Genomic DNA, 25,321 nt, shown 5'->3' with positions numbered 1-25,321 from the left:
CGCACTGCCTACACCGTCCGCATGGGGGGAGCACCACGGTGAGCAACTTCGACTTCCTCGAGGCCGAGTGGCCTGACCTGCACGGCGAGGCGCTGCGCGCCGAAGGGCTCGCCGTTGCGGACCCGCGGGCGTCTTGCTTCTACGCGCGCCGAGTCTTGGAGCTTGCCCTCAACTGGCTCTATCAGGCGGACAGTTCACTACAGCGCCCCTACCGTGACGATCTGGCAGCGATGATCGCGGAGCCGACCCTGGTCAGGGTGGCCGGTCCAGGACTTCGGACGAAGATGGACGTCATCCGCCGGCAGGGCAACGCCGCTGTGCACCGGAACGGCCAGATTGCACCTAATGACGCGGTTCGTGTCGTCGCCGAACTGTTCCACGTCATGTACTGGATCGCCCGCACTTACTCGCGCACGCCGAAAAGCTTGCCCCAGCCGGGGATCGCCTTCAACCTGGCCGTAATCCCGCGCCCACCTTCGATGCAAATGCGTCTATCGAAGCAGGCTGAGCTCCAGGCGCAAGCCGAGAAGTACGCGGCACAGGACGCTGCCTTGGCCGAAGAGCGCAAGAAGAACAGCGACCTCGATGCCGAACTTGCCGCACTGCGCGCTGAAATCAAGGCGGCCAAGGAAGCGAACAAGGCCCGCCCCGATGACCATGACTACAACGAGGCGGAGACCCGCAGTCTGATCATCGACCTCCTACTCAAAGAGGCAGGCTGGACGCTGGACCAGCCACAAGACCGTGAATATCCGGTCACCGGTATGCCTGTCTCTGTCTCGCCGTCCGGTAAAGGCAAGGTCGACTATGTCCTGTGGGACGACGATGGCAAGCCACTCGCCGTCGTCGAGGCGAAGCGGACGACTCGGGACGCCAAGCAAGGCCAGCACCAGGCCCAACTCTATGCTGAATGCTTGGACAAGCAATTCAAGCAGCGCCCGATCATCTTCTACACCAACGGCTACCAGACATACATTTGGGACGACCTCAACTATCCGCCACGTGAAGTACAGGGCTTTTACACCAAGGACGAGTTGCGGCTGCTGATCCAGCGCCGGGCGAGCCGTCTCACCATCGCCAAACTCCCGATCAACGAGCAGATCGCTGGACGTGACTACCAGTCCCACGCCATCCGCCGCATCGCCGAAGCATTCGAAAACGACGCCCAGCGTCACGCTCTGCTCGTCATGGCAACAGGCTCCGGCAAGACCCGGACCGTGATCGCCTTGACCGACCTGATGATGCGGGCGAACTGGGTCAAGCGCGTCCTTTTCCTCGCTGATCGCAAGGCACTGGTCATCCAGGCCGCGAACGCCTTCAAGCAGCATCTGCCGAGCGTGCCGATCGTCAACCTGCTCAACGAGAAGGATCCCAACGCTCGCGTGTTCGTCTCCACCTATCCAACGTTGATGAACATGATCAACGAGATGGACAGCAGTGGACTCCGGCGCTTCGGTCCAGGCTACTTCGACATGATCGTCATCGATGAAGCCCACCGCTCCATCTACCAGAAGTATGGTGCGATCTTCGACTACTTCGATGCCCTGCTCGTCGGGCTGACGGCGACACCCAAGGATGAGATCGACCGCAACACCTACCGCCGTTTCCAAGTAGAGGACGGCGTCCCCACTGACGTCTACAGCCTGGACGAGGCCGTTGCCCAGGGTTACCTCGTCGCTCCTCGCGCTGTAGACGTCCCGCTCAAGTTCCAACGTGGCGGCATCAGGTATGCCGACCTGTCGGACGAGGAAAAAGAACGCTGGGACGAGTTGGAGTGGGACGAAGACGGCAACGTCCCTGCCGAGATCACCTCGGAAGAGTTGAACAAGTACCTCTTCAATGCCGACACCGTCGATAAGGCGCTGAAGACGCTAATGACGAACGGCCTCAAAGTCGCGGGCGGCGACCGGCTCGGCAAGACCATCATCTTCGCGGCGAACAACAAGCACGCTGAATTCATCGCCGAGCGCTTCGACATCAACTATCCCGAGTACAAGGGCGCGTTCGCACAGGTCATCACCTACCGCAAGGACCATGCGCAGAGCCTGATCGATCAGTTCTCAGACCCGACCAGGTCACCGCACATCGCCATCTCCGTCGACATGCTCGACACCGGCATCGACGTGCCCGAGGTCGTCAACCTGGTCTTCTACAAGCCGGTTCGTTCGAAGACCAAGTTCTGGCAGATGATCGGCCGTGGGACCCGGCTCGCCCCCGACCTGTTCGGTCCGAATCGCGACAAGACCGGTTTCCTCGTCTTCGACCTTTGCCAGAACATCGAGTTCTTCAACCAGAACCTCATGCCCGCCGAGGGACGCCTCGCACCATCCTTGGGACAGCGGCTGTTCGAGCACCGAGCTGACCTGCTGCTTGCGCTCGATCGCCACTACCCGGCCCAGCCTTCCGTTGACGACAACGGTCTGGATGGCACGACGAGCGAAGCTGGCCTGCGCCGGGACCTGGCCCACCGCCTGCACCAGGAGGTCACCGGTATGAACCCGGACAACTTTCTGGTCCGTCCGCATCTCGAACAAGTCGACACCTTCACCGACTTCGACAGCTGGCTCAGACTTACGCCCGAGGCTCACGCGGAGGTCGTCGACCATCTCGCAGGGCTTCCGACCACCTTCCGCGAAGACGACACCAGCGAAGAGGCGAAGCGTTTCGACCTGCTCGCATTGCGCCTGCAGCTCGCTCTGATCAACGCTGAACCCGGATATGCCCGACTGCAGGCCAGGGTTCGGGAGATCGCTTCTGCTCTGCTCGACCAGCTCACCATTCCGGCCGTCCGGGCCCAGCAGGAACTCCTTGACGAGCTCGCCGGCGACCACTGGTGGCAGGACGTCACCCTGCCAATGCTGGAGACCATGCGTCGCCGCATCCGCAGCCTCGTCAAGCTGATCGAGAAGAACAAGCGCAACCCCGTCTACACCGACTTCGAGGACGAACTCGGCGACCTGTCGGCTGCGTCCCTGCGCGGTATGGAGATCGGCGCCGATCTCACCCGGTTCGAGCAGAAGCTGCGGATCTACCTGCGCACTCATGAGAACCAGCTCGCTGTTCAGAAGATCCGCCGCAACCGGCAAATCACCGCTACCGACCTCGACGAACTTGAGCGGATCTTCATCGAGTCCGGGATCGGCACCGAGGCCGAGATCGACCAGGTCAAGGCCAACTCCGGAGGCCTCGGCGTGTTCCTTCGATCGATCACCGGCCTCGACCGTGAGGCCGCAGCTGCGGCGTTCAGCAAGTTCCAGGAGGGGAAGACCTTCACGTCGGCGCAGCTCCGCTTCGTCAACCAGTTGATCGACTACCTCGCTCACAACGGCAGCATCACCGTCGACGTCTTCTATCGGTCTCCCTTTAACTCCATCGCTCCCGGCGGGCCGGAAGACATCTTCGTCGAAGTCGACATCGAAGCCATGATCCACACCATCCACGCCGTTAACTCGACGGCCATCCCGGCATAGCTCCTCGACTCACGAGGCCCTCATCAGCCTGGAGACCTTCGTTCAAGCACAGCAGGTTTCCGCTCGCCGTGAGCGGTCGCGGACGAGTCCTGGGTTGAACACAGGCCTGAAGTCACGGCGGTTCTACCGGCTTCGGAGCTACCTGTCGTGCGTCCACTGACATCCGTGAATGTTCGGCACGGCAAACCGTGTCGGAACTGTCTACTACGGCTGCCAGCCCAAGAACGCGTACTGCCCTGACGGTCATCCGCCGATGTTCCGTGTGCGTGAGGACGAGCTGCTGAATGGCGTCAACAGCTACCTGACTCACGAGGTCTTCGGCGCCTACCGTCGCAGCCTGTTCGCCGCGGGGAAGGCGGACCAGGACAAGGGTGCGCAGAAGGAACGCGATGACAAGGTCGCGGCGAATCGGCGTGCGCTGAGCGACAACCGATCGAAGTCGACCAACCTGCTCCGCAGCCTGGAGATCGCCGCCGAGCTGATCGACGAGTTCGTCAGGGACGTGAACAACCGTCGCATTGAACTTCAGGCCGACCAGGTTCGTCTGGAAGACCAGCTGAAGGCCATAGAGGGCGAGGTTCGTGAGGCTGTGAACCCAGACCTGCTCGATTGTCTTCCCGTCACCGCGATCGACCTCGACGAGCTGCCCGATGAGGTGTCACGACCGTTGTTCGAGGCACTTCGCCTGGAGGTCCACTGCGACTACGAGACGAGGAGCGCCATGGTCGGCATCACGCTGGCCGGAGACACGGTCGGAGCAGCAGAAAGGGCCGCGACCGAGGCGGTCGCGGCCCTTCCGAAGCAACGCTCTGCTCACAGTGAGCAGGTCTGCGTGGTGCCCCCGGCAGGGCACACAGCAGATGGGAACGGTTCCGACCAGTGGATTCTCGGCCGGGCATCTGGTCGTCGAGCACCGAGCGTCACTCGATCGGAGTGGTGAGCCGACGATGGGCGGTCGTCGCGCCCCCGTGGGCTCCCGATGAGCGTGACGCCGCTGCCTTGGTCAGAGGGTCGTTCCGCACTGATCGAGGTCGTGCTGTCCGAAGGCCGCTCGACACCGCCTGGCAGGCCGCCGTCGAGGGCGGGTGCCCGGACCAGGCCTGACCGCGCCTTGCTCGCCTTCGCGCCGTGACGCATCCGGCTGACGCGATCCCGGTCCTTCAGCGAGCGGCCGAGCGGGCTCACATGGCTGTCGTGCCGGAGCAGCCTCGGCAAGATCATCCGCGCTGAATTCGATGAGCAGACCAGTTTCCGACGTCTGGACTCCGCGCCGGTTCGGTTGTGATCGATCGAAATGTTCCCGACTCTCGACGGGATACCGTTCGCGGTCGACTGGAGCTGGAAAATCGTCAGCAAGCCGATCTTCGCAGCTCCAGATACTCACAGCTGATTATCAGGAAGTGCCCGTAAGATTTTTCTGGCCGGGAAACAATTTGCTCGTGCGTGCAAGTGATGCGTGTAGTCTGGCGATCAGAGGCTCCTCTTCGAAGAGGGTTCTCGATCCTTCCGGAATGGCCTTGAGTCCCATGACGGACCATTTTCTCAAAAATTGCCCGGCCAGATCGTGTGACCGGGGGACGGGGTGCCGACATGAGCACGTCGACCTGGACGACCGACGCGTTGACCACGGAGCGATTGACCTTGCGGCCCTGGCAGGTCGACGACGCGCAGGCCGCGCTGGATGTTTACGGCCACGCCGAGGTGACTCGCTGGCTCAGCCCCGACATGGACAGGGTGCCTGACCTCGCGGCCATGAGGCTGCTGTTGCAGCAGTGGAGCGCCGAGGGCGCCCGGTTCCCTGCTCCGGCCGGCCGATGGGCAGTCCAACGCAACTCCGACGATCGTGTTGTCGGTGGCGCCGTTCTACTCCCGCTGCCGCCGGGCAACGAGGATCTGGAGATCGGCTGGCAACTGCGTCCCGACGCCTGGGGCAACGGCTACGCCACCGAGACCACCTACGCGCTCGCTCGCTGGGCGTTCAGTCAGAACGTCCACGAGATCTTCGCCGTCGTCCGCCCCGGCAACGTCCGCGCCGCAGCCACCGTCCGGAAGAACGGCATGCACTGGGTCGGCGAGACCACCAAGTACTTCGGGGTCGAGCTGCAGGTGTTCCGCCTCCGCACGGCCGACCTGGATCCGGCGGCGCCCACGGCACTTCGGCCACCCGGCGGCGATTGAGCGCGCGGTCGTCACAGAACGCTTCGGAGTCTTCCACGGGCAACTCGCAGCGCTGCTCCCGCACCTGCGCTCCGCCCTCACCGGCGCCCGGGACACCAACGAGATCATCCGGCGTGCCATCGAGATCCGCGAAGGAACCATCCTGAACCCCGCATCCTCTCCTTCCGGCATCGATCATCGGAGTACCCGCATGCCCGCGTCTGAACTGCAAACCGTCGCAATGGTCGAGCACGCTGACGCTGCCGACATCTGTGCGGTGTGCCCGCACCCGTGGCACGAGCACGACCCGCTCAGTGTTCGCTACTGCGCCGCGACCACGGCTGCCGTGCTGTTCCGAGGCTGCATCTGCCGGTGACGTGCAGCACCTGGCTTCACATCACACCGGTTTTGCCGCTGTCACACCACGGGTATCCGACCGGTGTGACGACCTCACGCGGGTCGCCCGGCACTTGGTGCCCGCCAAAATTCCACATCGATCGCCCCGGACCCCGGCGATGGAGAACGTGCCGCTTTCCGGAGGTAGAAAGATGAATGCGAAAGTCCAATCAGGCACATCCCGTGTCGATGCCGCGCCGCAGCCGATGCTGGCCGGAGAGAAGTCCCCGGCCGAGATGTTCCTGGTCAAACTGTTCGCCGTGATACCGGCGCTGGCACTCGTCGCAGCGGTGCCGCTGGCATGGGGCTGGGGCCTCGGCTGGGTCGACGTCGGCCTCGCCGTCTTCTTCTACACCTTCACCTGTCTCGGGGTGACGATCGGGTTCCACCGCTACTTCACCCACGGCGCTTTCAAAGCCACCCGCGCGCTGCGGATCGCCCTCGCGGTCGCCGGCAGCACTGCCATGCAGGGCCCGATCATCGGCTGGGTCGCCGATCACCGCCGTCACCACGCCTACGCCGACCGCGAAGGCGACCCGCACTCCCCGTGGCTCTTCGGCACCTCGGCCCGCGCACTGGCCAAAGGCTTCTGGCACGCCCACATGGGCTGGATGTTCAGACGGGAACTGACCAATGCCGCCCGCTTCGCCCCCGACCTGCTCTCCGACCCGGACATCCAGCGCGTCAATCGTTGGTTCCCCGCACTGACCGCCGCAACACTGCTCGCCCCGGCACTCGCCGGAGGCCTGATCACCTGGAGCTGGTGGGGCGCACTCACCGCCTTCTTCTGGGCCGGGCTCGTCCGCGTCGCCCTGCTGCACCACGTGACCTGGTCGGTCAACTCGATCTGCCACATGATCGGCGATCGGCCCTTCACCGCGCGCGACAAGTCCGCCAACTTCTGGCCGCTGGCGATCCTGTCGATGGGTGAGTCCTGGCACAACTCCCACCACGCCGACCCGACCTGCGCCCGCCACGGCGTCCGCCGCGGTCAGATCGACATCTCCGCACGGCTGATCTGGGTCTTCGAGAAACTCGGCTGGGCCACCAACGTGCGCTGGCCGAGGCCGGAACGGCTGGCGCGCAACCTGAAGGCGCAATCGGTGAACGACTTCGCTTTCCCGCAAGAAGAAATGCACCAAAGCACTTGTTCGACCAGATGAGGTGTAGCGTTGCACTGCGGGTACCGCGAAGGACAATCTGAACTCCGGAAAGCCATTGCCCGGCAAGAACAGTGCAACACTCCACAAAGGACTGGCAGGCGCATGCCCGACACTTCGGAAGACGCAGCAGTCATCGCCCAACGCCTGCACCTCGCCACCGGATTCCTCGCATCCGAACGCGGCTGGGTCTCGGAACGTCTGGCCGCGCTCGGTCCGCGGTTGCGCTCGTTCCGCAACGACGAGATCGACCTGGAAATCAGCCTGAAGGACCGTCAGGGCGCCGAGCAGCGAGTCACCCTGGAATGCTGGATCAACCGCCGCATTCGCCTGCACCTCGTCGCCACGTCTTCGGCGCGCGACCTGCCCGCAGCACTGGGCGAGGTCCGCAACGAGCTGATCAGGCAGGTCGACGAGGTTGAGACGCGCACCGGTCCACGCCGCAACCGCGCACTGCGGTTGGTGCCCAAACTGCCCGACGACGAATAGGCCCACCGCCTCTCCCGCGACCCACCGGTCGCGGGATCAACGCACCCGCTCCGGGATGTGGTCCAGCGCGCCCAGCACGCGCACGGCGGCAGCCCGCGCGGATTTGGCGCTGAGCTCGGAATGCTCGGTCAGAGTGTCCTGAACCAGCTTGAGCCTGCGCTCGTACAGGGACACGTAGGTCGGTGTTGTCATCTCTTCACACTTCCTCTGCTGGATCTCACCCGGCCGAACCGCCGGCACCGCGAGCAGCGCGGGCAGTTCGGCGGCGAGGTCCTGGGAACGCGGCCACCAGGCACCGTCGACATGCCCCGTGGTGGGCGCCGTCGGCCGCAGCCGCAATCGCAGCGGACACCGAGGCTGCCCGCTGGCCGTCAAGGCCGGTGGGGGCGATGGAGACGTGTGAGGCCGACGTCGTGCAAGATTCCCGTCTCCGGCCGGAGAAACGGCCGGTTCAGGTTTCGTCGAGGACGACGTGGGCTTGACCGCTCACGTGCGAGATTTTCTCGGCAAAATCGACACCACACCGTTCTGTGCGTGATCGGACGGAATCTCCGGGTTATTTACTGCTGTAGTCGGGTACTCGCAAACATCCACCTACGCCGAGATCGGTTCCCCTGTCACGGCTCGCCCTCGGCTCGTGAGGAGAGATGCAAGTGAGCACCATCAGTGAAAACGCATGAGCACATTTCCCGCAGACGCCTCCGTGATTGCGCAGCGGCTGCACCTCGCCACCGGCTTCCACGCGAACGAACGCGACTGGATCGTGAACCGCCTGGCCGCGCTCGGCTCTCGCCTGCGGTCGTACCGCGACGACCAGATCGACCTGGAGATCAGCCTGCAGGACCGCGAAGGTGCCGAGCAACGAGTCGTCCTGCAGTGCTGGATCAGCCACAGTCATCGCCTGCACCTCGTGGCCACCTCGTCGCAGCGAGGCCTGTCCGCTGCGCTCAACGAGGTCCGCGACGAACTGACCCGTCAGGTCGACGAGGCCAAAACCCGCTCCGAACCGCGCCACAACCGCGCGTTGCGATCTGTCCCCGCACCGCCCGAACTCGGCTGAGCACCTGGCAAGGAGTCCTGTCCGCAACGCTCCTGACGAACGGCGCTTTTGTGCACCTGAGGCGTACAAAGCGCCGTTCATCACGCGCCGATGTCGGGGGTGGTGCACCACCATCGGCTGAGGAGTAGCGTCGGATGATCAATCGATCAGCAGGCGAAGAACAACCTGTGACGATCTCGGGTCCGGTCAACGGGAGGATCCGAGCGGGTGCGGTCGTGATGTCGGCCGTTCTGGTTGTGCTCGCGGCAACACTGGTGATCCTGCTCGGGGTTTCCGAAGCAGGCGCGGTGCTGCTGGGCGTTCTCGGGTGGCTCGTCGCACTGGCGGCGCGGCTGCCGGCGCTGGCCTCCGCGGGCAGGCTCCGAGATCCCGAACGCAGCCGCACCATCCTCGAGTCTGCCTCCGCGATCACTGACGAAGTCGTCCGGCTCGCGCTCGTACTGGTCGTCGTCAGCGGACACGCTGCCGCGCTCTGGGCGGGCTTCGGCTGGGCGTTGGCAGAACTCGTTTTCGTCGTCGCGACGTACCTCTCGCGGTTCAGCTGGCCCATCGGACGCCAAGCGGCGGAGCAACTGCGGTCCCAGGGTGGATTCCTCAGCACTCATCCCGCACACAGCGGTGTCCGTGGCATCACGGCAACCTCGTTCCACCTCGGTGCCACGCTGCTGCTGGCCACGGGACCGTGGTGGGTGTTGGTCACCGCCCCCGCGCACGTCGCGGTGAACCTGGTGTTCGTCCGATGGGCTCGTCGGCGACTGGTATCGGTCGAAGTCTTCAGCGCGGTGGTGAGTGCGGCCTTGCTGGTCGCCGGATTGGCAGCTGCCGACCTGCGTTGAGTGCGCCAGAACGGGCGCTGTCGTAACCGCAGCGGCGTAGCATGGAGTTACCGAGGGCATGTCGTTGCACTGGCGGTCAAGCTGGTGCCGCCTTGGGCGTGTCAGGAAGTCCGGCCGGTTCGGCTGGAGGCGGGAGCGCCGAGATGATCTCGGATCTGCTCTGCAACAACAAAGTGCCGGTCGTGCAACGCGGTCTGAGGTTGCCGCTGAAACCGGATGCGGTGTCCCATGAGTACTTCCACGGGAGCTGGCATCCGTTGTCGACCGACCCGGCCATCGACGTGCCTGCGCTCGTCACTCCTGCCAGGCGACCCTGGTGACGCCAGTCAGTGCGGAATCTCCCATCTCTCGATAAACCTTGCGGCACAAGGAACAGTTCACCTCCATGACACCTGCGCAATCGGTACCTACGGTTACGTAGGCGTAGGTTGGTGCGGAACGGACTGCCTGCGTGCCGGTAGTGGCCGGCACGGTCGAGATCGACCTGTGGGAGCAGCGCATGACGACCACCGAACAGCTGACCGTGTGCGACATCGACGAGTTCGGCCGTGAACTGGACCAGATCCGCGACGAGGTGCTGGCCACCCGCGGCGAGAACGACGCGCGGTACATCCGGCAGGTGATCGCGGTGCAGAGGGGCTTGGAAGCCGGCGGCCGGGCACTGCTGTTCGTCTCGATCCTGCCGCCGGCCTGGCTCGCGGGCACCGCGGCGCTCGCCACCGCGAAGATCCTCGAGAACATGGAGATCGGCCACAACGTGTTGCACGGCCAGTGGGACTGGATGTGCGATCCGAAGATCCACTCCACCACCTGGGAATGGGATTTCGCCACGCCGGCCAAGGCGTGGCAGCACTCGCACAACTTCGTGCACCACACCTACACCAACGTGCTCGGCAAGGATCGCGACATCGGCTACAGCGCGCTGCGCATCCACCCGGAACAGCCGTGGCATCCGGTCTACCTGGCGCAGCCGTTCTACAACGTGGCGCTCGCGATGTTCTTCGAGTGGGGCATCACGATCTACGACGTCGAGCTCGAACGGGCCTGGCGTGGCGAGAAGAGCTGGCGCGAGGCGCTGACCCAGTTGCGCGGTGTCCTCGGCAAGGCCAGCCGCCAGGTGCTCAAGGACTACGTCGCGTACCCGCTGCTGTCAGGCCCGTCGTTCCTGCCGACGTTGCTCGCGAACCTGACGGCGAACACGATCCGCAACGTGTGGACGCACACGATCATCTTCTGCGGCCACTTCCCTGACGGCACAGTGGTTTTCACCGAGGAGCAGCTCGACGGCGAGAGCCGCGGCGAGTGGTACCTGCGCCAGTTGGCCGGATCGGCGAACATCGACGGCGGCGCGCTGTTCCACCTCATGACCGGCAACCTCAGCCACCAGATCGAGCACCACCTGTTCCCGGACCTGCCCAGCAACCGGTACGCCGAGATCGCGCCGAAGGTCCGCGCGCTCTGCGAACGCTTCGGCCTGCCGTACACCACCGGGCCGTTGCTACAGCAGACCACCAGCGTGTGGAAGCGCGTGCTGAGGCTCGCTTTCCCCGGTCAGGGCGGCCAGCAGACCGCGCAGTGACGTGGTCGCCAGCCCGATGGTCGCGTCGCTCGCGCCGTAGGGGATCACCAGCGTGTCGTCGTGCAGCAGGGCGCCGCAGGAGTAGACGACGTTGGGCACGTAACCGTCGCGTTCGGCGGCGGTGGGCAGCAGCAGCGGTTCGGGCAGCGTCGCCAGCACCCGCTCGGGGTGGTCGAGGTCGAGCAGCATCGCGCCCATCGTGTAGACCCGCATGGGGCCGACGCCGTGGGTCAGCACGAGCCAGCCCTCAGGAGTCTCGATGGGCGAACCGCAGTTGCCGACCTGGACGAGGTCCCAGTCCCGGCCGGGCACCTGCACGGGCTGGGTCCCGTTCCAGGTCCTGATGTCGTCGGAGGTCACCACGGCCGAGCTCTCGCCGTCCCCGCGCGTCAACGCCGCGTACCGGCCTCCGATCTTCCGGGGGAACAGGGCCATGCCCTTGTTGCGTGCGGCCGAACCAGTCGTCTGCGTGATGTGGAACGTGCGGAAGTCCTTGGTCTGCAGCAACTGTGGTGCGACATCGACACCGTCGAAGGCGGTGTAGGTGGCGTAGTAGGTCTGTTCGCCGTCATCGTCGGTGAAGCGCACGAACCTGGCGTCCTCCATGCCCTGGCGTTCGGAGGGGCCGGTCGGCCAGAGCACCCGCCCGCTGACGACGGTGTCGCCGGGGAACTCCGAGGTGTAGTTGCACGCGGCGATCCACCGGATCAGTTCGACGGTCCGGTGCGCCTCCTGGCGGGCGACCAGGCTCGGGTGCAGGCCGGCCAGCACCAGGTCCAGGTCGGTGCCGGTGAACCGTGCGGGCAGCCACCGGTTCAGGACGGCGGAGACCTCGTCGTCGTGGCCGAACTCGGCGAGCTTGCCCTGGAAGAGGCGCTTCTCGTACACCGCCTGCTGGTGCGCACCGGTGGTGACGACGTTCGGTGGCGTGTCGACGGTGAGCGCGCCGCCGGGACCGATCACCCCGGTGCGGAAGCCGATCGAGGACAGATGGCCCTCACCGATGCCACGCACACTGAGCACATATCTCAGCTGCCCCTGTGCCATTCCGCTCTGGTCGGGATGCGCGACCATGGACGGGTTGCACAGCGCGGCGCCTTCGATGGCGTACTCGTGCGTGAAGTACGCGCCGATGAGCAGCCGGCGGGACTCGGACAGCTCGACACCCGCGGCGAGGCGGTGACTGACGCTCGCGAAGTGATCGGTGAAGATCGCCCGGACGTCCCGGTGCCTGCCCGCGAACATGCGGACCGTGCGATCCAGCGCGGTGCACACCGTCGCCTCGTCCAGTGCCATCACCCGCCGGATCACGGCCGCGGACCGCGACTCGTGCTCTGGCCGCTCCTCTCCCGGCACGAACAGCTTGGCGATGACGCGGCGCGGGTTCGGCCGCAGCCGCAGTGACGTTCGCGTGATTTCGGCGTTCATCCGGTGCTCCCCAGCAAGGTGCGGCCGTGTTGCAGAGTGGAGATCAGCGCCAGGGTCGACTCCGCGCCCTGGTTGCGGTTGGGGCCGTCGTGGGTGAGTCCGTCGTAGCCGCCGCCGGTCTCCTCGTCGAGCATGGGCAGGCCGAGATCGTTGTCGCCGTCGAACCACGCGACGGCGCGGCCGACACCGATGAGCCACCGAAGGTCGCCTGTGACCTGGTTGGCGCGAGCACAGGCGTCGGCGAGCGCGGCGACCTCGATGGGTTGCTGGTCGAACGCCGGGCGAGGTTCGCCGACGCGCCAACCGCCTGCCGGGGTCGGCGACAGGTGGACCTCGTCCGACTCGACGGCGAGCAACCAGTCCAACAGTTGCAGGCCGTCATCGCGGATCTGGGGATCGTCGAGGAGGTCGCCCGCGGCGATGAGCGCCTCGGGCAGTACGGCGTTGGCGTAGAAGAGTCGTTGTTCGGGCCACGGCCAGTCCGGTGTGTCACCGGGTTCGCCGACGTACGAGGCGATGTCACCGAGCAGCTTGGCCGCGAGCGCGTGATCGGGGTCGACGCTCAGCACCTCAGCGGCGCCGAGGGCGGCGAAGGCCATCGAGCGCACCGATGGTGGCCGGTGGTGGGCGCTCCTCTCGAAGCGGGCCAGTGCGGACTGCCGGATCCAGGGCACCGGGCAGCGGGCCGCTGCGGTGCCCAGCCCCCACAGCGCGCGTCCCCACCAGTCGCCGAGGCCTGGCTCGTCCAGCCAGCCGCGGTCGGGACCGAGCCGGTTGTGGAAGCGCCCGTCATCGGCCTGCGCGTGAGCGGTGAAGGCGAGATAGCGCTCCAGCAGGACGACCAGATCGGCGGACAGCTCCGGCTCGCGGCACAGCACGACCAGACCGCGGGCGACGTCGTCCAGGCAGTAGCCGTGTTCCCGGCGGGGCAGTGGACCGTCGGCGTGCTCGTGCAGACCCGTGTCGTCGCTGAGCCGGATCAGGTGAGTGAAGCTCGGGCCGGTCACGTGGTCACGACGACTCGGGCGGTGAGAAGGCGCTCTGCCAGGCGGTGATACCGGTTCGCGACGGCTGACCAGCTCAGCGCCGGGGCGAGACTGGTCGAACGGTCGCTCATCGCGGCCGCGAGTCCCGGTTCGGTCAGCACCCGCCGCAGCGCCGCACTGATGGCGGCCGAGTCGCGGTGGGGAACCAGCAGCCCGGCCCCGTCCGCCAGCAGTTCGACGGCGTGCGGGAACTCGGTCGCCACCACCGGTTTGCCCGCGGCCAGGGCTTCGATCAGCACGCCGGACGTGACCTGTTCGGAGGAGTCGTAGGGCAGCAGGACGACATCGGCTTGGCCGACCAGCTCCGCCAGCGCGTTGACCTCGCGGTAGGCCGGGTCGAACTCGACCAGGTCCGCGACGCCGAACGCGATCGCGCGGTCGCGCAGGTTGCTGCGGTAGAGCTCGCCCTCGTGCGCCAGCACCTTGGGATGGGTCTGGCCGGCCACCAGGTAACGGGGCCGCAGGTCGCGCAGCGCAGGCAGTGCGGAGATCCCCCATTCGATGCCCTTGCCGTGTCCCAGCAGACCCCAGGTGAGGATCATCGGCCGGTCGGTGGACGGACCGCGGGCGGGTGGCTCGACGGGAAGTGCGCCGTGCGGGATCACGACGACCTCGTCTGGCCGTTCGACGGCGTAGCCGTCCACGAGCCGCTGCCGCGCGGCCTCGGACATGGTCACCACAGCGTCGGCGAAGCCGACGGCCTCCTCGAGCACCTGCCGCTGGCCAGGAGTGGGCGTGGTGAGCACCGTGTGCAGCACGATGATCACCGGCACCCGCAGGCGGGCGAGCACGCCCAGCACGTCCGCGCCGTCGCGGCCGGCGTAGATGCCGTACTCGTGTTGCACCACCACCAGGTCGCAGCGGTTGAGCACCTCGGCAGCCTCCTCGACCGCGCCGGGAGTCATCTGGTGCACCATCGAGGTTCCCGTGGCGGCGACCGGCTCCGTGAGAACGCGGACCACCCTCCCCGTGCTCCCCGGGGTCACCGCGGTCAGATGGTGCAGGAGTGACGCGGTGAACGTGGCGAGGCCACATTGCGTCGGCGGATACGTGCTCAGAAAACCGTAAGTGCGGACCACGAAGCGGGCCTTTCGGATTGATGGAAGCAGAAGCTCCACTGTGGACTGCGCTGACGAGTGGTCAACGCACCCGGTGCGGGGGGTGACCGTCCAGGTGCAGCACGTGCACCGCGACCCGGCCCTGGCGCGCGGGCACTGTGAGGCGGTGTCCGTCCAGCGTGGCGAGATCGATGGTGTGCACGGGGCGTGCGACGAACCCCTCGAGCCGAGTCCGGCGCCAGCCGGCGGCGAGGTGGTAGTAGCTCAGCCAGAGCACATCGCCCAGTTCGGCGAGCAGTGTGCGCGGCGAACGTCGAGGCCGCTCGGAGGACGGGACGGCCGGTGGTGCGGTGGGAAGGTGGGATGCCGACATCATGCCGGGCTCCCGTCTCCGGCCGGAGAAACGGCCGGTTCAGTTTTTTCGCCGAGTACGACGTGGGCTTGACCGCTCACGTACGAGGTGTTCCTCGGCAAAATCAACTCTACACCATTCAGGCTGTGCTCGGCTGAATGTGAAGCATGATTTTTGGTTGCCGGTCTTCGCAGGTGAGAGGCACTCTTGGTGATCTTTTGGAACTGATTTGAGTTTCATTCGCGTGTAACATGGTGGCGAATCGCACAAATTCCGCGGATTGCAGAATCAAGACCCCGGCGGGAGCGAGCGGGCTGTTCGCGAGAACTGCTTGACCGGGGCCGCGATACCGGCGATGCGCGCGGACAGTTCCCGTGCGCCCGCGTGGGAGCCGTGTCGCCGCGCGAGCAGGCCGAGCGGGCGGAGACGATCACGGACGCGGGCCGAGCCGATGTCCTCAGTGGACACCATCGCCCGGAATCCGATGTCCACCGCACCGTCGATGTTCCCTTCGACGAGGTGGTTGATCGCCAGGAGGATGTGGCTGAAGGCGCGGCTGCGGGCCATCGCGTCGCCGTAACCGCCGATCGCTCTGGTCAGCAGTGGAATGGCGATGCGGGTGTGGCGCGGGTTCGCGGTGCGGGCCAGATCGGTGTGGACGGCACCGGCCAGGGCAGACAGGTCGTTCTCGGTGAAGAACTTCGCCCACTCGGGCACAGGGGTGTCGCCGGCGGCGGCGAAGTGCTCCTTGCCGCGGTTGAGCAGAACGCACGCCATGTCCTCGTCACCCTGTTTGGCGTGTGCCCACGCGGCGTTCATGGACAGGATGCTGGCCCCGATCTCGTCGCCAGGCCGGGTCACGTCACGTTGCCCGAGTTCGAAGTACCCGAGCGCGTCGTCGAGGTTTCCCTGATGCAGGCACACGCGTCCGAGCCGGTAGCAGATGTTGGCGATCAGCCCGCTGTGGCGGCCGCGGCCGGCCAGCACCAGGGCGTGGCGGAAGTGTCCGCGGGCACTGCCGGCCAGGCCCGCGTCGAAGCACACCCAGCCGGCGAGGTTGTGCAGATCGGCCAAGGCGACGTGCAGCCGCTGGCGCACCACCGGCGTCGCGGAGGCTTCGGCCGTCTCCTCGCACTCGCGCACTCGGAGCCGGACGGCATCGAGGCAGGCCTCGCCGCCGTGCCGGTAGTCCAGCGCGCGCAGAGCGTGCGTGTCCGACTCCATCCGTGCGACGTCGGAGGCACCGATCGACAGAGGGGCAGGAAGAAGGTGCGGAGCGGCCACGGCGACTCTCCTGGCGTGCGGACGGAGAAGTGGGCACCGCCGAGGTCCGGAGCGGTCGAGCGACCATCCGGCTGACGACTCGGCGAGCCGCCAGGCCAGGAAACCCTGATCACCACAGAGGACAGGCCGGCTCCTCGGCCGGGTGTGCCGCCGTTCGACGGACCGAAGCCCGCGGCCGGCAACGGCGGTGTCCGCTCTTGTCGAGCAACAACAAAGCACTGCAGGCTGCACCGCATCTTGAGCGTGACCGAGTTTCCGCCAATGCGTTGTGCACCCCGCAGTGGCGACTGATTCCCGGCGACCACGCCCACGTCCGTTCACCCGTCTGCTGCCGCCCCGTTCGGTGGCAGCGGTCGCCCGTGAGCTCAGCTAGGTTGACACCGGTCGAGTCATGTCGACGAATGTTCGTTCCGCTCCCAGTTCTGCGGCTGACCAGCCGCTGGCCGGGGGCGGGTAACCGCCCTGGACCCCGGCGGCGCCCACTTCCTTCAGTACCGGCTGACAGGAGTGCCGCCATGGCGACCCCGGATTTCCTTCCTGGCGCGGAACGTGCACCGCGCAGGATCAGTCTGTCCGATGTGGAGCGGTTGGAGGCGGAGACAGACGCCTTGCGCCTGATGGACTACCGCCTCGGCGGGGGTGCCAGTCTCGCCGCGGTCCGCACGCGGATGGGGGACGGGCGGCTGATGCTCGAGGCGTCAGCCGCCGAGTACGTGCAACGGCGGCTGCACGTGGCGCTGGGCGATCTGTACAACCTCGCCGGCTGGGTGTCCTTCGACGTCGGCCTGGTCGGCAGCGCCCACGTGCACTTCGCCGAAGCGCTGATACACGCGGGGTGGGGCCGGAGCAACAGCCTGGTCGCCAACATCTGTTATCGGCTCGGACGCGTGTGTTTGCACCACGGGAGCCTCGACGAGGCTTTGGACCACTTCGAGCTGGGCCGGCTCGCGGCAGCCGGGCCGGGTGACGAGATCGCGGCCAGCATCCTGTCGGTGAACGCGGCGTGGACCCACGCGAGGAAGGGAGACGGTGCTCAGACGCTCGCCGACCTCGACCGCGGCCGGAGTCACTTCGCGGCCGCCGACCACACCGCTGTGCCCTCCTGGGCCAGGTTCTTCACCGAGACCGATCTTTCCGCCGTGACCGGTGCCGTCCACACCGATCTTGCCCTCACCGTGAACCCTCACCACACCCGGAACGCGATTCCGCTGCTCACTGAAGCAGTCGGCGACTACGGCGACGACATGGCCCGCAGCCGCGCGTTCAGCCTCATCCTGCTGTCCATCAACCATCTGCTCGACCGGGACCTCGACCAAGGCGTTGCCGTCGGATTCCGAGCGCTGGCATCCGCCGAACAGCTGGCCTCAGCACGCGTCCGTGACCGCATCCGCCCGCTCGGCGAGCACGCGGAGCAGCACCGCTCGCACGCCGGCGCACGCGAACTCGCCACGTGTGTCGCCGCTCATGTCGGTACACCGGCGGGGCCGCGCTGACACGTTCCGCGGTTGGAGCTGCTGTGTTCGACGAGCGCCACCCCCGCACTGGTCCCGATCGCTCCCGTAACCGGAGTCTGGCAGCGGGCGCGTGAAGGACTAGAGTCCGTACGTACGAGATCACAATGGCGAGGAGTGACCGGAGTGGGCACGAATCGGCATCTCGACCTGCTCGTCGTGATCAATGAGATCGCCAGGGCCGACCAGGTGCCCGTCGACGTCCGCCATGTCTGTCTTGCCTGCAAGGTCGGCCTGAACGCGGCCGGCGTCGCGGTCTATCTGGTCGGTAGCGCGCAACCACTGGAAGTCGCCGGAGTCACCGGCGACGAGATGGCCGAGTTGCAGGCGACGGTGGGTGAGGGGCCGGTGTCGGAGGCTCTGCGGCAGAACCACCCGGTGTTCGTGTCCGATCTGGCGGACGGGTGGAGTGCGAGTCGCTGGCCCGTGTTCGCTCCGGCCGCGGTCGCGGCGGGGGTGGCGGCGGTCTTCGTGATCCCCCTGACGCTCGGGGCGATCGCGCTGGGCGCGCTGGAGATCTGCCGGCACGTCGGCGGCCCGTTGTCGCAGGACGAGCTCGCGGACGCGCTGCTGTTCGCCGACACCGCGACAACGCTGCTGCTCGGGCGGCCCGCGACACCGGCGTCGCAGGACGGCGCCGACCTGTGGGGCACGGAGCCGGAGCGCCGGTGGGGAGTGGTGCACCAGGCCACCGGGATGGTGTCGGTGCAGCTGGACACCGATCTCGGCGAGGCGTTCCTGCGGTTGCGGGCCCATGCGTTCCTCACCGGCCGCCGCCTGTCTGAGGTCGCGGCCGACGTGGTCGCGCGCAAACTGAGGTTCACCCCGGATACCAACCATGAGAAAAAGAGGTGAGTCACGTGTTGGACCGGCGGATCGCTCAGACCTTCGTCGAACTGGCGGACACGCTCGTGCTGAGGTTCGACGCCATCGACTTCCTGCACACCCTGACCGAACGCTGTGCCGAGCTGCTGGAGGTCGACGCGGTCGGGATCCTGCTGGCGGATCAGCGGGGTGCGCTGAACCTGGTGGCCGCGTCCACCGAGCAGGCCAGGATGCTGGAGCTGTTCCAGCTGCAGGACGAGGAGGGCCCCTGCCTGGACTGCTTCCGCACCGGGCAGCCGGTGGCGTGCGACGACCTGGCCCAGGAGCCGCAACGCTGGCCCCGGTTCACGCTCGCGGCGCGCGAACAGGGATTCTCCGCCGTCCACGCGGTGCCGATGCGACTGCGTGATCAGATCGTCGGCGCGCTGAACCTGTTCCGGACCTCCCCCGGGGTCATCCCGGAGGAGGCGGTCGAGCTGGCTCAGTCCTTCGCCAACGTCGCGACGATCAGCATTCTCCAGGTCCGTGCGCTCCGGCACAGCGAGATGGTCACCGAACAGCTGCAGAACGCCCTCAACAGCCGCGTGGTCATCGAACAGGCCAAGGGCATCCTGACCGAACGCCTGCAGATCGGTGTCGAGGACGCGTTCTCCCTGATGCGGAACTACGCACGCACCCACAACCAGCTGCTGTCGGACGTCGCGAAGCAGGTGGTCTCGCGATCGCCCGAGATCGCCGAACTGACGGGGATCGACAATCTCGGGTCACACCGTTAGAGAGGCGGCGCAGTCCACCGGCGTGAATTCGACCGAGCAGAGAGCACTTCGCGCGTCGGGAGCCGGACTGGCGCCGTCCTCGGCGCTGCCCGAGAACGGTCATGAGACGACCGGGACGGGAGTCGCACGATGCCGAGCGAGCGCGCCTACAGGGTTCCCGCGCGGACCATCCTCGCGACCATCGGGCTGACCCTGGCCACGGTCGTGGCCGTGGTGTTCGTCATGCACGTCCAACGAGTTCTGGTGTGGATGCCATCGCGGTCGTCTTCACCGTCGCGCTCTACCCGGCGGTGAACTGGCTGCAGAACCGTGTCAGCTGATGCCGCCGCTCGCTGGCGACACTGGTCGTGTTCCTCGTGTTCCTCGTGGTCTTCCTGGCGTTCGGCGGCGTGCTCACGCTCTTCGCCCTACCGCTGGCCGAGCAGGGCACGCAGCTGGCGGCACGGTTGCCCGACATGATCGCCGACGCACGCGGCGGCAGAGGCCCTGTCGGGACTCTGCCGGAGCGCACCAACGCGCTGGAGTTCCCCCGCGACAACGAAGAACGCATCCGGCAGTTCGCCACCGGCCTCGGCACCCCGGCGCTGAACTTGCTGCGCAGTGCGGTCACCGGGATCGTCGCGACCATCTCCATCTTCGTGCTGGCCTACCTCGCGGTGCTGCAAGGCCCCAAAGTGATCGACGGGATGCTCGCGCTCTTCCCGCCGCAACGCGCGCAGCGCATCCACCGCGTCGGCCGCGAGTGCGCGAAGACCGTCACCGGCTACATCACCGGCAACCTGCTCATCAGCGTGATCTGCGGCATGCTCACCTACATCGTGCTGAAGATCCTCGAAGTGCCGTTCGCCGAGCTGATCGCGGTCTTCGTCGCAATAGCCGACCTGATCCCTCTGGTGGGCGCCACCCTCGGCGCGGTGGTCGCCGGCGTCGCCGCGCTCATCCACTCGCTGCCCGCGGCCATCACCGTGATCATCTTCTTCATCGTCTACCAGCAGTTGGAGAACCACCTGCTCCAGCCGGTGATCTTCTCCCGCACGGTCCGGCTCAACCCGTTGACCGTGCTCGTCGCGTTGCTGCTGGCGACCGAACTTGCCGGAATACTCGGCGCCCTGCTCGCCATCCCGGTCGTCCTGCGCGACGTCTGGCACCACCGCGCCGCAGCGCCGGACGCCGGACCTGTCGGGTCAGAGCCAGCCGCGGCGTCTGAACACGAAGTACAGGCCGGTGCAGACCAGCGCCATGAGCAGCAGCGCGAACGGGTATCCCCACATCCAGTTCAGCTCGGGCATGTGGCGGAAGTTCATCCCGTAGATCGTCCCGATCAGGGTGGGAGCGAACAGGATCGCCGCCCATGAGGAGATCCTCTTGATCTGCTCGTTCTGCGCGTTGCTGGCCTCGGCGAGGCGTTGCATCTCCTCGTTCTGCGCTTGGGTGACCAGGGTGGTGTTGACGGCGAGGATGTCGGCGAGCACGCCGCGAAAGCCGTCGACCTGCTCGACCACGCTGATGACGTGGTCGGCCACGTCGCGCAGGTGGCGCTGAAGTTCCTCGTCGACGCCGTGCTCGGCGAACCCGGCTGAGAAGTTGTCGAGGATCGTGAGGAGCGGGTGGGTGGCGCGCTGGAACTCCATCACCTCACGGGACAGCTCGTAGATTCGCCGGGAGGCGTTCGGGTCACGGCTGAACACCTGGGTCTCGATCTCTTCGATGTCGTTGTGCAGTCCGGACACCACGGGCGGGTAGCCGTCGACCACCGCGTCCAGCACGGCGTACAGCACCGCCTCGGGGCCCAGCCGCAGCAGGTGCGGCTGGTTCTCCAGCCGCTGCCGCACGCCGGCCAGGTCCGGTGGGTCGGTGTGCCGAACCGTGAGCACGAAATTGGGACCCACGAACAGGTGCAGCTCACCGAACTCGACCCGTTCGGTGTCATCGCGGTAGCTGGCCGAGCGCAGTACCACGAACCGGGTGTCGCCGTAGCGTTCCAGTTTCGGGCGCTGGTGGGCCGTGATGGCGTCTTCCACCGCCAGTTCGTGCAGCCCGAGCTGGGTGGCCGCGTCCATGAGCTGTGCCTCGGCGGGTCGGTAGAGGCCGATCCAGGCCGTGCTGTCGGGCTGCGCCTCGATCAGTTGGAAGGTGTCGGCCAGGGTGGCTGGGGACGCGGCATGCCGCCCGTCCGAGTAGACGACGTTGTTGATGATGCTGCTGTTTTCTGAAGGCAACTGCTGGTACTCCTTGCCGGAGGTCACACCGAGGACGGCGTACCGGGCCCAGCGCGCGGCCCTGGCAGGATGCAGTCATCGTCGGCAACGTCGCCTGGGCGCAGCCGGGCGTGGGCGACGTCGGGACAGACATCGAACAACTCGTCCAGTCCGGTGATCGCCAGCGGCCGAAGCACCACTCGAGTGCCTGCGACGAGACACAGCCTGACGCCGGCCGTCTCTGCCGCTTCCCTGACAGTGACCAGGACGGTGAGCCCGGCTGCTCCGAAGAAACTCACATCGGTGAGGTCTATGACCAGACGTGGGTGAGCCGGCCGCAAGTGATGGAGGAGGCGGTCACACAGCAGCGGGCCGGTGGACCTGTCCACCTCGCCGTGCACGGCGACCACGAACGCACCGGGCGGGGCCGGGCACACGGTGACACTCAGAATCTCCCCATCTGGCTGGAAATCTGGTTGGACAGCAGCTGCGCGCCTCGGACGGTTCGTCGGCGTGCGCTGGAGGGAGGGCGTCATGGGGGACATCTCCTGGTAGTTCTTCGTCAGGTTCGGGAGAGGGTCGAGTCGGACTTCGTTCGAAGCTCGATACCGGCCTCACCGTGCGGCGAAGGCGGTTGTGGAGAACTGAGGATGAAAACGTTTTCTTGCCAGCGCGCGATCTTCATGGTCGACCCGCCCTTCCGGTCACCCGTGTCGTGACGCGGATGCGGTCAGGCGGGTTCGGCGTGATGGAAGTTGCCAAGACTTGGCGCCGGCGGGCTCGCCGGCGGCCGGACGTGTGCCGACCCGGGAGTCATGTGGCTGTCCCATTAGGACTGACTGGAAGGGCGTCCGCTGCATCACCGGTGGCGAGCGCGCGGATCCGGTCGATCATCAGTTCGGCTTCGGCCGCGCTGAAAACGCCCAGGCCGGCAGCACCCAGGATGGATGCGACCGTGCTCTGGTGGGGCTCCGCAATCCCCATGAGCGTCGTGGTAGCGGAAAGCTGATCGACCTGCGCCATGAGAGTGCCCCTCGGTCGGCTGCCGTCATGCCGGGGTCCAGGGCACTTCCAGGAACACTACTCGCTTGTCAGGACAACGTTTGATCATCGCGCGCCTCGGCCTGCGCCGGCCGCACACGCAAGGCGCCAAGCCGTGCGCACGACACGGTCCAGCCGCCTTCTGGCCAGTGCTGCCAGGGGTTCATCGGCGTAGGCTGAGGGCACCAGAGGCGAACGAGCACCGCGGTGTCGCAGGTGCCGCCTCAGGCGCAGGAGCAATCCCGGCGCTCACTCATCGGGTGAACCGGAGGCAGGAGCTCCGAGATGATCTCGGATCAGCTCAGTCCCACCCGCACGCCACCGACTGACCATCGCGACCTCTCGTTGCGCTTGCAGATGAAGCCGGCGGGGACGGCACTCAAACCCGTCGCCGGTGGCTGGTGGCCGTGGTCGGACGACCCAGCAGCCGAGTTCCCCGCCCTGATCGCCGCACTCGGCGCCTGGGTGGGCCCGGTCAACCGTGTCTCCTACCACCTGGACACCTGGGGCCCAGTCGCCAGGAAAGCACCCGTCGACGGCCGGATGGTTCGATTCGAGGGCTTCCGGTCGATCGATCCGCACACCGTCGTGGTGATCGGATCCGACCGCCGGAGGGTCAGCCTGCTCGTCGTGCCGCCCGCCATCCCAGCAGGTGTGGCACGCGCGGTGCTGAGGTCGGTCGCCGACCGCGACTCGACCGCGAGCGTCGCCGACATCCTGGCCGCCAACGGCGTGCTGCTGGAAACCCACGACCTCAGCCTCGTGATCGTTCCCAGGTCCCGCCCGGCAGAGCCGGCCGAAGAACGGTGGGAAGCCGAAGGCGGCCACATCAGGTGACCCGGACGCTTCCAGTTCGAGACTGAGCGGCACGGCGTCTCATTCCGAGTCGAGCGGCGACGCGGTGGACCGCACGACCTGTCTGGCGAGCCGGCGATGTTGAACGGCCGGCATTCGCGCCCACCACCGCTGACCGGAGTCCTTGGCGGGTCGCCCGCCGACTGCGCGCACGCCGACGCGCTGCGGGCACTGCCCGCTGAGCTCGGTGGTGACCTCGTGGTGACCTCGGCTCGCCGTCGGCCTGGTCGTGGCCCAGTGCCCGGATGAAGGCGACCACGACGAGTTCGTCACCGAAGCTCTGACGTTCCTCGAATCGTGACTGGATGCTGCTCTTCCTCGGCGCCGCCGCTGATCGGCAGACCTGGATGGCACGAACCTGCGCACGTCATCCAGCAAAAAATATGCTCGGTAGCGACCTATCGCTACCGAGCACAACTATCCTGAACTGCAGAAACGCTTGATCAAAGTGGTGCCCCCGGCAGGATTCGAACCTGCGCTCCCGCCTCCGGAGGGCGGTGCTCTATCCCCTGAGCTACGGGGGCGCTACCAACACGGAAGATCCTAGCGCACTCCAGCGAGCCCGTTTCACGCCTACCCCCAAGAACGGTCCGACCGTGGCGTCCGTCACCTCCGCGCCTGGTCAGGGGTGCTGCCGATTGCACTCATGCGCATATCGCTATATGTTCCTGGTCATGGGTCACGGCCACGGTCATGGACACGCGTCGGGGAGCGGGCAGCACGTCGGCAAGCTCTGGATCGCGTTCGGGATCGGCGCGGCGTTCATGGTGGTCGAGTTCGTCGTCGGGTTTGCGACGTCCTCGCTCGCCCTCATCTCCGACGCCGCGCACATGCTCACCGACGTGCTCGGGGTGGGGATGGCGCTGGCCGCGATCATGGTGGCGCGCAGGGCCAAGGCCGGGAAGAACCGCACGTTCGGCTTCTACCGGGCCGAGGTGCTGGCGGCGCTTGCCAACGCCGTGTTGTTGTTCGGGGTTGCCGGTTACGTGATCTACGAGGCCGTAGGGCGGTTCCAGGATCCGCCGGCGGTGCCCGGGTGGCCCGTTCTCATCGCCGCGTCGCTGGGGTTGGTGGCCAACCTCGTCAGTTTCGGCGTCCTGCGGGAGGGCGCGAAGGACAGCATCAACGTCAAGGGCGCCTATCTGGAGGTGCTGGCGGACCTGATCGGGTCTGTTGGTGTGCTGGTCTCGGCGTTGATCATCCTCACCACCGGGTGGCGGTACGCGGACCCGATCATGGGTGTGCTGATCGGGGTCTGGGTGTTGCCGCGGACGTACGGGCTCGCCAAGAACGCCTTGCACATCCTCTTCCAGCACGCGCCGGAGCGGCTCGACGTCACGGAGATGCAGAAGGCGCTCACCGCGCTGCCTGGTGTCACGGAGGCGCACGACCTGCACGTGTGGACGCTCACCAGTGGCATGGAGGTGGCTTCGGCGCACCTCACTACTGCTGAGGACGCCGATCACGAGGATGTGCTCAAGGTCGCGCAGTCGTTGCTGGCGACTGAGTACGGCATCGAGCACGCCACGTTGCAGGTCGAGGGTGGCTCGTCAGCGCAGCGGTGCCGGGAGCTTTCGTGGTGAGGCCGGCAGGTCGCGCAGCTCGTCCTTAGTGGACGGGGCGCCGGTCCGTGACGGAACAACCATGCGCGGTTGTGGCACGAAGACCCGGACACGGCCTCGTTCGAACGGCACCACAACAGCCTCCCCGGTCACCACCACACGAATTGCCAAGATCTCATCGGAGTATGTCCGAAGGAGATAGATCCTTTCAGGTGAATGAGAAAGGCCGCGCTCCGTG

General features: G+C 66.6%; 26 protein-coding genes, 1 tRNA gene and 2 pseudogenes. 17 read left to right on the top strand and 12 right to left on the bottom strand.

What is annotated here, in order from left to right; translation table 11 throughout:
- The first annotated feature begins 38 nt into the window (after positions 1-38).
- The 6 genes from ACFOWZ_RS07975 (at position 39) to ACFOWZ_RS07950 (ending at position 7,672) form a co-directional block, all read left to right on the top strand.
- A complete protein-coding gene (locus ACFOWZ_RS07975) occupies positions 39-3,470 on the top strand; it encodes a DEAD/DEAH box helicase family protein (protein WP_382370683.1) in 3,432 nt (1,143 codons plus the stop codon).
- 169 nt (positions 3,471-3,639) lie between these two features.
- Entirely contained in the window at positions 3,640-4,410 is a 771-nt protein-coding gene (locus ACFOWZ_RS07970; protein ID WP_382370681.1) for a hypothetical protein, read from the top strand.
- Positions 4,411-5,060: 650 nt separating this feature from the next.
- Positions 5,061-5,648: a GNAT family N-acetyltransferase gene (locus tag ACFOWZ_RS07965; protein ID WP_382370679.1), complete on the top strand. Its 588-nt coding sequence runs from the start codon at positions 5,061-5,063 to the stop codon at positions 5,646-5,648.
- A gap of 190 nt (positions 5,649-5,838) precedes the next feature.
- Positions 5,839-6,003 (top strand): RGCVC family protein, encoded by a 165-nt coding sequence (locus ACFOWZ_RS07960; RefSeq protein WP_382370677.1) that lies wholly within the window; start codon positions 5,839-5,841, stop codon positions 6,001-6,003.
- A 226-nt stretch (positions 6,004-6,229) separates the two neighbouring features.
- Complete coding sequence (locus tag ACFOWZ_RS07955) at positions 6,230-7,186, top strand: acyl-CoA desaturase (RefSeq protein WP_232836471.1); 957 nt, start codon at positions 6,230-6,232, stop codon at positions 7,184-7,186.
- A 102-nt stretch (positions 7,187-7,288) separates the two neighbouring features.
- Positions 7,289-7,672 (top strand): HPF/RaiA family ribosome-associated protein, encoded by a 384-nt coding sequence (locus tag ACFOWZ_RS07950; RefSeq protein ID WP_112262157.1) that lies wholly within the window; start codon positions 7,289-7,291, stop codon positions 7,670-7,672.
- Positions 7,673-7,708: 36 nt separating this feature from the next.
- Here the strand turns inward: ACFOWZ_RS07950 and ACFOWZ_RS07945 are convergent, their stop codons facing one another.
- Together ACFOWZ_RS07945 and ACFOWZ_RS07940 are read right to left on the bottom strand one after the other, a co-directional pair.
- Complete coding sequence (locus ACFOWZ_RS07945) at positions 7,709-7,864, bottom strand: DUF6307 family protein (protein WP_232836470.1); 156 nt, start codon at positions 7,862-7,864, stop codon at positions 7,709-7,711.
- A 15-nt stretch (positions 7,865-7,879) separates the two neighbouring features.
- A pseudogene (locus ACFOWZ_RS07940) lies at positions 7,880-8,011 on the bottom strand (DUF5994 family protein); the annotation flags it as partial.
- A gap of 337 nt (positions 8,012-8,348) precedes the next feature.
- Between ACFOWZ_RS07940 and ACFOWZ_RS07935 the strand changes: the two are divergent.
- The 4 genes from ACFOWZ_RS07935 (at position 8,349) to ACFOWZ_RS07920 (ending at position 11,147) form a co-directional block, all read left to right on the top strand.
- Positions 8,349-8,732: an HPF/RaiA family ribosome-associated protein gene (locus ACFOWZ_RS07935; RefSeq protein WP_112262155.1), complete on the top strand. Its 384-nt coding sequence runs from the start codon at positions 8,349-8,351 to the stop codon at positions 8,730-8,732.
- A gap of 218 nt (positions 8,733-8,950) precedes the next feature.
- Positions 8,951-9,568, top strand: a complete 618-nt coding sequence (locus ACFOWZ_RS07930; RefSeq protein ID WP_382370674.1) for a hypothetical protein — start codon at positions 8,951-8,953, stop codon at positions 9,566-9,568.
- Positions 9,569-9,711: 143 nt separating this feature from the next.
- The gene (locus tag ACFOWZ_RS07925) at positions 9,712-9,888 is read left to right on the top strand and encodes a hypothetical protein (protein WP_157984534.1); all 177 of its coding nucleotides are present in this window, start codon (positions 9,712-9,714) and stop codon (positions 9,886-9,888) included.
- 179 nt (positions 9,889-10,067) lie between these two features.
- Positions 10,068-11,147, top strand: coding sequence for a fatty acid desaturase family protein (locus ACFOWZ_RS07920; protein WP_382372605.1), 1,080 nt, complete (start codon positions 10,068-10,070; stop codon positions 11,145-11,147).
- On the opposite strand, the gene ACFOWZ_RS07915 is transcribed toward ACFOWZ_RS07920, so the two are convergent.
- The 5 genes from ACFOWZ_RS07915 to ACFOWZ_RS07895 all read right to left on the bottom strand — a co-directional run bounded on the left by ACFOWZ_RS07915 (position 11,067) and on the right by ACFOWZ_RS07895 (position 16,315).
- Positions 11,067-12,575 (bottom strand): glycoside hydrolase family 130 protein, encoded by a 1,509-nt coding sequence (locus ACFOWZ_RS07915; protein WP_112262153.1) that lies wholly within the window; start codon positions 12,573-12,575, stop codon positions 11,067-11,069. The genes ACFOWZ_RS07920 and ACFOWZ_RS07915 overlap by 81 nt on opposite strands.
- Positions 12,572-13,582: a hypothetical protein gene (locus ACFOWZ_RS07910; protein WP_382370672.1), complete on the bottom strand. Its 1,011-nt coding sequence runs from the start codon at positions 13,580-13,582 to the stop codon at positions 12,572-12,574. The genes ACFOWZ_RS07915 and ACFOWZ_RS07910 overlap by 4 nt, the downstream gene beginning before the upstream one ends.
- Positions 13,579-14,700 (bottom strand): glycosyltransferase, encoded by a 1,122-nt coding sequence (locus ACFOWZ_RS07905; RefSeq protein ID WP_382370670.1) that lies wholly within the window; start codon positions 14,698-14,700, stop codon positions 13,579-13,581. Before ACFOWZ_RS07905 ends, ACFOWZ_RS07910 begins: the two co-directional genes overlap by 4 nt.
- Before the next feature lie 61 nt (positions 14,701-14,761).
- Positions 14,762-15,055 (bottom strand): hypothetical protein, encoded by a 294-nt coding sequence (locus ACFOWZ_RS07900; RefSeq protein ID WP_382370668.1) that lies wholly within the window; start codon positions 15,053-15,055, stop codon positions 14,762-14,764.
- A 264-nt stretch (positions 15,056-15,319) separates the two neighbouring features.
- Positions 15,320-16,315 (bottom strand): tetratricopeptide repeat protein, encoded by a 996-nt coding sequence (locus tag ACFOWZ_RS07895; RefSeq protein WP_382370666.1) that lies wholly within the window; start codon positions 16,313-16,315, stop codon positions 15,320-15,322.
- Between the two features lie 515 nt (positions 16,316-16,830).
- Between ACFOWZ_RS07895 and ACFOWZ_RS07890 the strand changes: the two genes are divergently transcribed.
- The 5 genes and pseudogenes from ACFOWZ_RS07890 to ACFOWZ_RS07870 form a co-directional block, all read left to right on the top strand.
- A complete protein-coding gene (locus ACFOWZ_RS07890; RefSeq protein WP_382370664.1) occupies positions 16,831-17,808 on the top strand; it encodes a transcriptional regulator in 978 nt (325 codons plus the stop codon).
- Between the two features lie 144 nt (positions 17,809-17,952).
- A complete protein-coding gene (locus ACFOWZ_RS07885; RefSeq protein ID WP_382370662.1) occupies positions 17,953-18,681 on the top strand; it encodes a GAF and ANTAR domain-containing protein in 729 nt (242 codons plus the stop codon).
- The gene (locus tag ACFOWZ_RS07880; protein WP_382370660.1) at positions 18,678-19,427 is read left to right on the top strand and encodes a GAF and ANTAR domain-containing protein; all 750 of its coding nucleotides are present in this window, start codon (positions 18,678-18,680) and stop codon (positions 19,425-19,427) included. The genes ACFOWZ_RS07885 and ACFOWZ_RS07880 overlap by 4 nt, the downstream gene beginning before the upstream one ends.
- Before the next feature lie 129 nt (positions 19,428-19,556).
- On the top strand, positions 19,557-19,721 hold the full coding sequence (locus ACFOWZ_RS07875; protein ID WP_382370658.1) for a hypothetical protein: 165 nt from the start codon (positions 19,557-19,559) through the stop codon (positions 19,719-19,721).
- Between the two features lie 53 nt (positions 19,722-19,774).
- A pseudogene (locus tag ACFOWZ_RS07870) lies at positions 19,775-20,545 on the top strand (AI-2E family transporter); the annotation flags it as partial.
- Between the two features lie 66 nt (positions 20,546-20,611).
- Here the strand turns inward: ACFOWZ_RS07870 and ACFOWZ_RS07865 are convergent.
- From ACFOWZ_RS07865 to ACFOWZ_RS07855, 3 genes are all read right to left on the bottom strand, one after another.
- Positions 20,612-21,673, bottom strand: coding sequence for a magnesium and cobalt transport protein CorA (locus ACFOWZ_RS07865; RefSeq protein ID WP_382370656.1), 1,062 nt, complete (start codon positions 21,671-21,673; stop codon positions 20,612-20,614).
- Positions 21,670-22,161, bottom strand: coding sequence for an STAS domain-containing protein (locus ACFOWZ_RS07860; protein ID WP_382370654.1), 492 nt, complete (start codon positions 22,159-22,161; stop codon positions 21,670-21,672). The genes ACFOWZ_RS07865 and ACFOWZ_RS07860 overlap by 4 nt, the downstream gene beginning before the upstream one ends.
- Before the next feature lie 277 nt (positions 22,162-22,438).
- The gene (locus tag ACFOWZ_RS07855) at positions 22,439-22,648 is read right to left on the bottom strand and encodes a hypothetical protein (protein WP_382370652.1); all 210 of its coding nucleotides are present in this window, start codon (positions 22,646-22,648) and stop codon (positions 22,439-22,441) included.
- Positions 22,649-22,951: 303 nt separating this feature from the next.
- Here ACFOWZ_RS07855 and ACFOWZ_RS07850 point away from each other — a divergent pair, with 303 nt between their 5' ends.
- The gene (locus ACFOWZ_RS07850) at positions 22,952-23,503 is read left to right on the top strand and encodes a DUF5994 family protein (RefSeq protein ID WP_382370650.1); all 552 of its coding nucleotides are present in this window, start codon (positions 22,952-22,954) and stop codon (positions 23,501-23,503) included.
- Positions 23,504-23,542: 39 nt separating this feature from the next.
- Here ACFOWZ_RS07850 and ACFOWZ_RS07845 read toward each other — a convergent pair whose 3' ends face one another.
- Both ACFOWZ_RS07845 and ACFOWZ_RS07840 read right to left on the bottom strand, forming a co-directional pair.
- Positions 23,543-23,794 carry a hypothetical protein gene (locus tag ACFOWZ_RS07845; RefSeq protein ID WP_382370648.1) on the bottom strand — a complete coding sequence of 84 codons (252 nt, stop codon included), beginning with the start codon at positions 23,792-23,794 and terminating at the stop codon, positions 23,543-23,545.
- 176 nt (positions 23,795-23,970) lie between these two features.
- A tRNA-Arg gene (locus ACFOWZ_RS07840) sits at positions 23,971-24,045 on the bottom strand.
- Positions 24,046-24,195: 150 nt separating this feature from the next.
- On the opposite strand from ACFOWZ_RS07840, the gene ACFOWZ_RS07835 reads away from it, so the two are divergent.
- Positions 24,196-25,104, top strand: coding sequence for a cation diffusion facilitator family transporter (locus ACFOWZ_RS07835; protein ID WP_382370646.1), 909 nt, complete (start codon positions 24,196-24,198; stop codon positions 25,102-25,104).
- Positions 25,105-25,321 lie beyond the last annotated feature (217 nt).

The sequence above is a fragment of the Lentzea rhizosphaerae genome (assembly GCF_042649515.1).
Lineage (GTDB): Bacteria > Actinomycetota > Actinomycetes > Mycobacteriales > Pseudonocardiaceae > Lentzea > Lentzea aerocolonigenes.
Note: the sequence above shows the minus strand (reverse complement) of the source record. Positions and strands in the feature narration are given on the sequence as shown.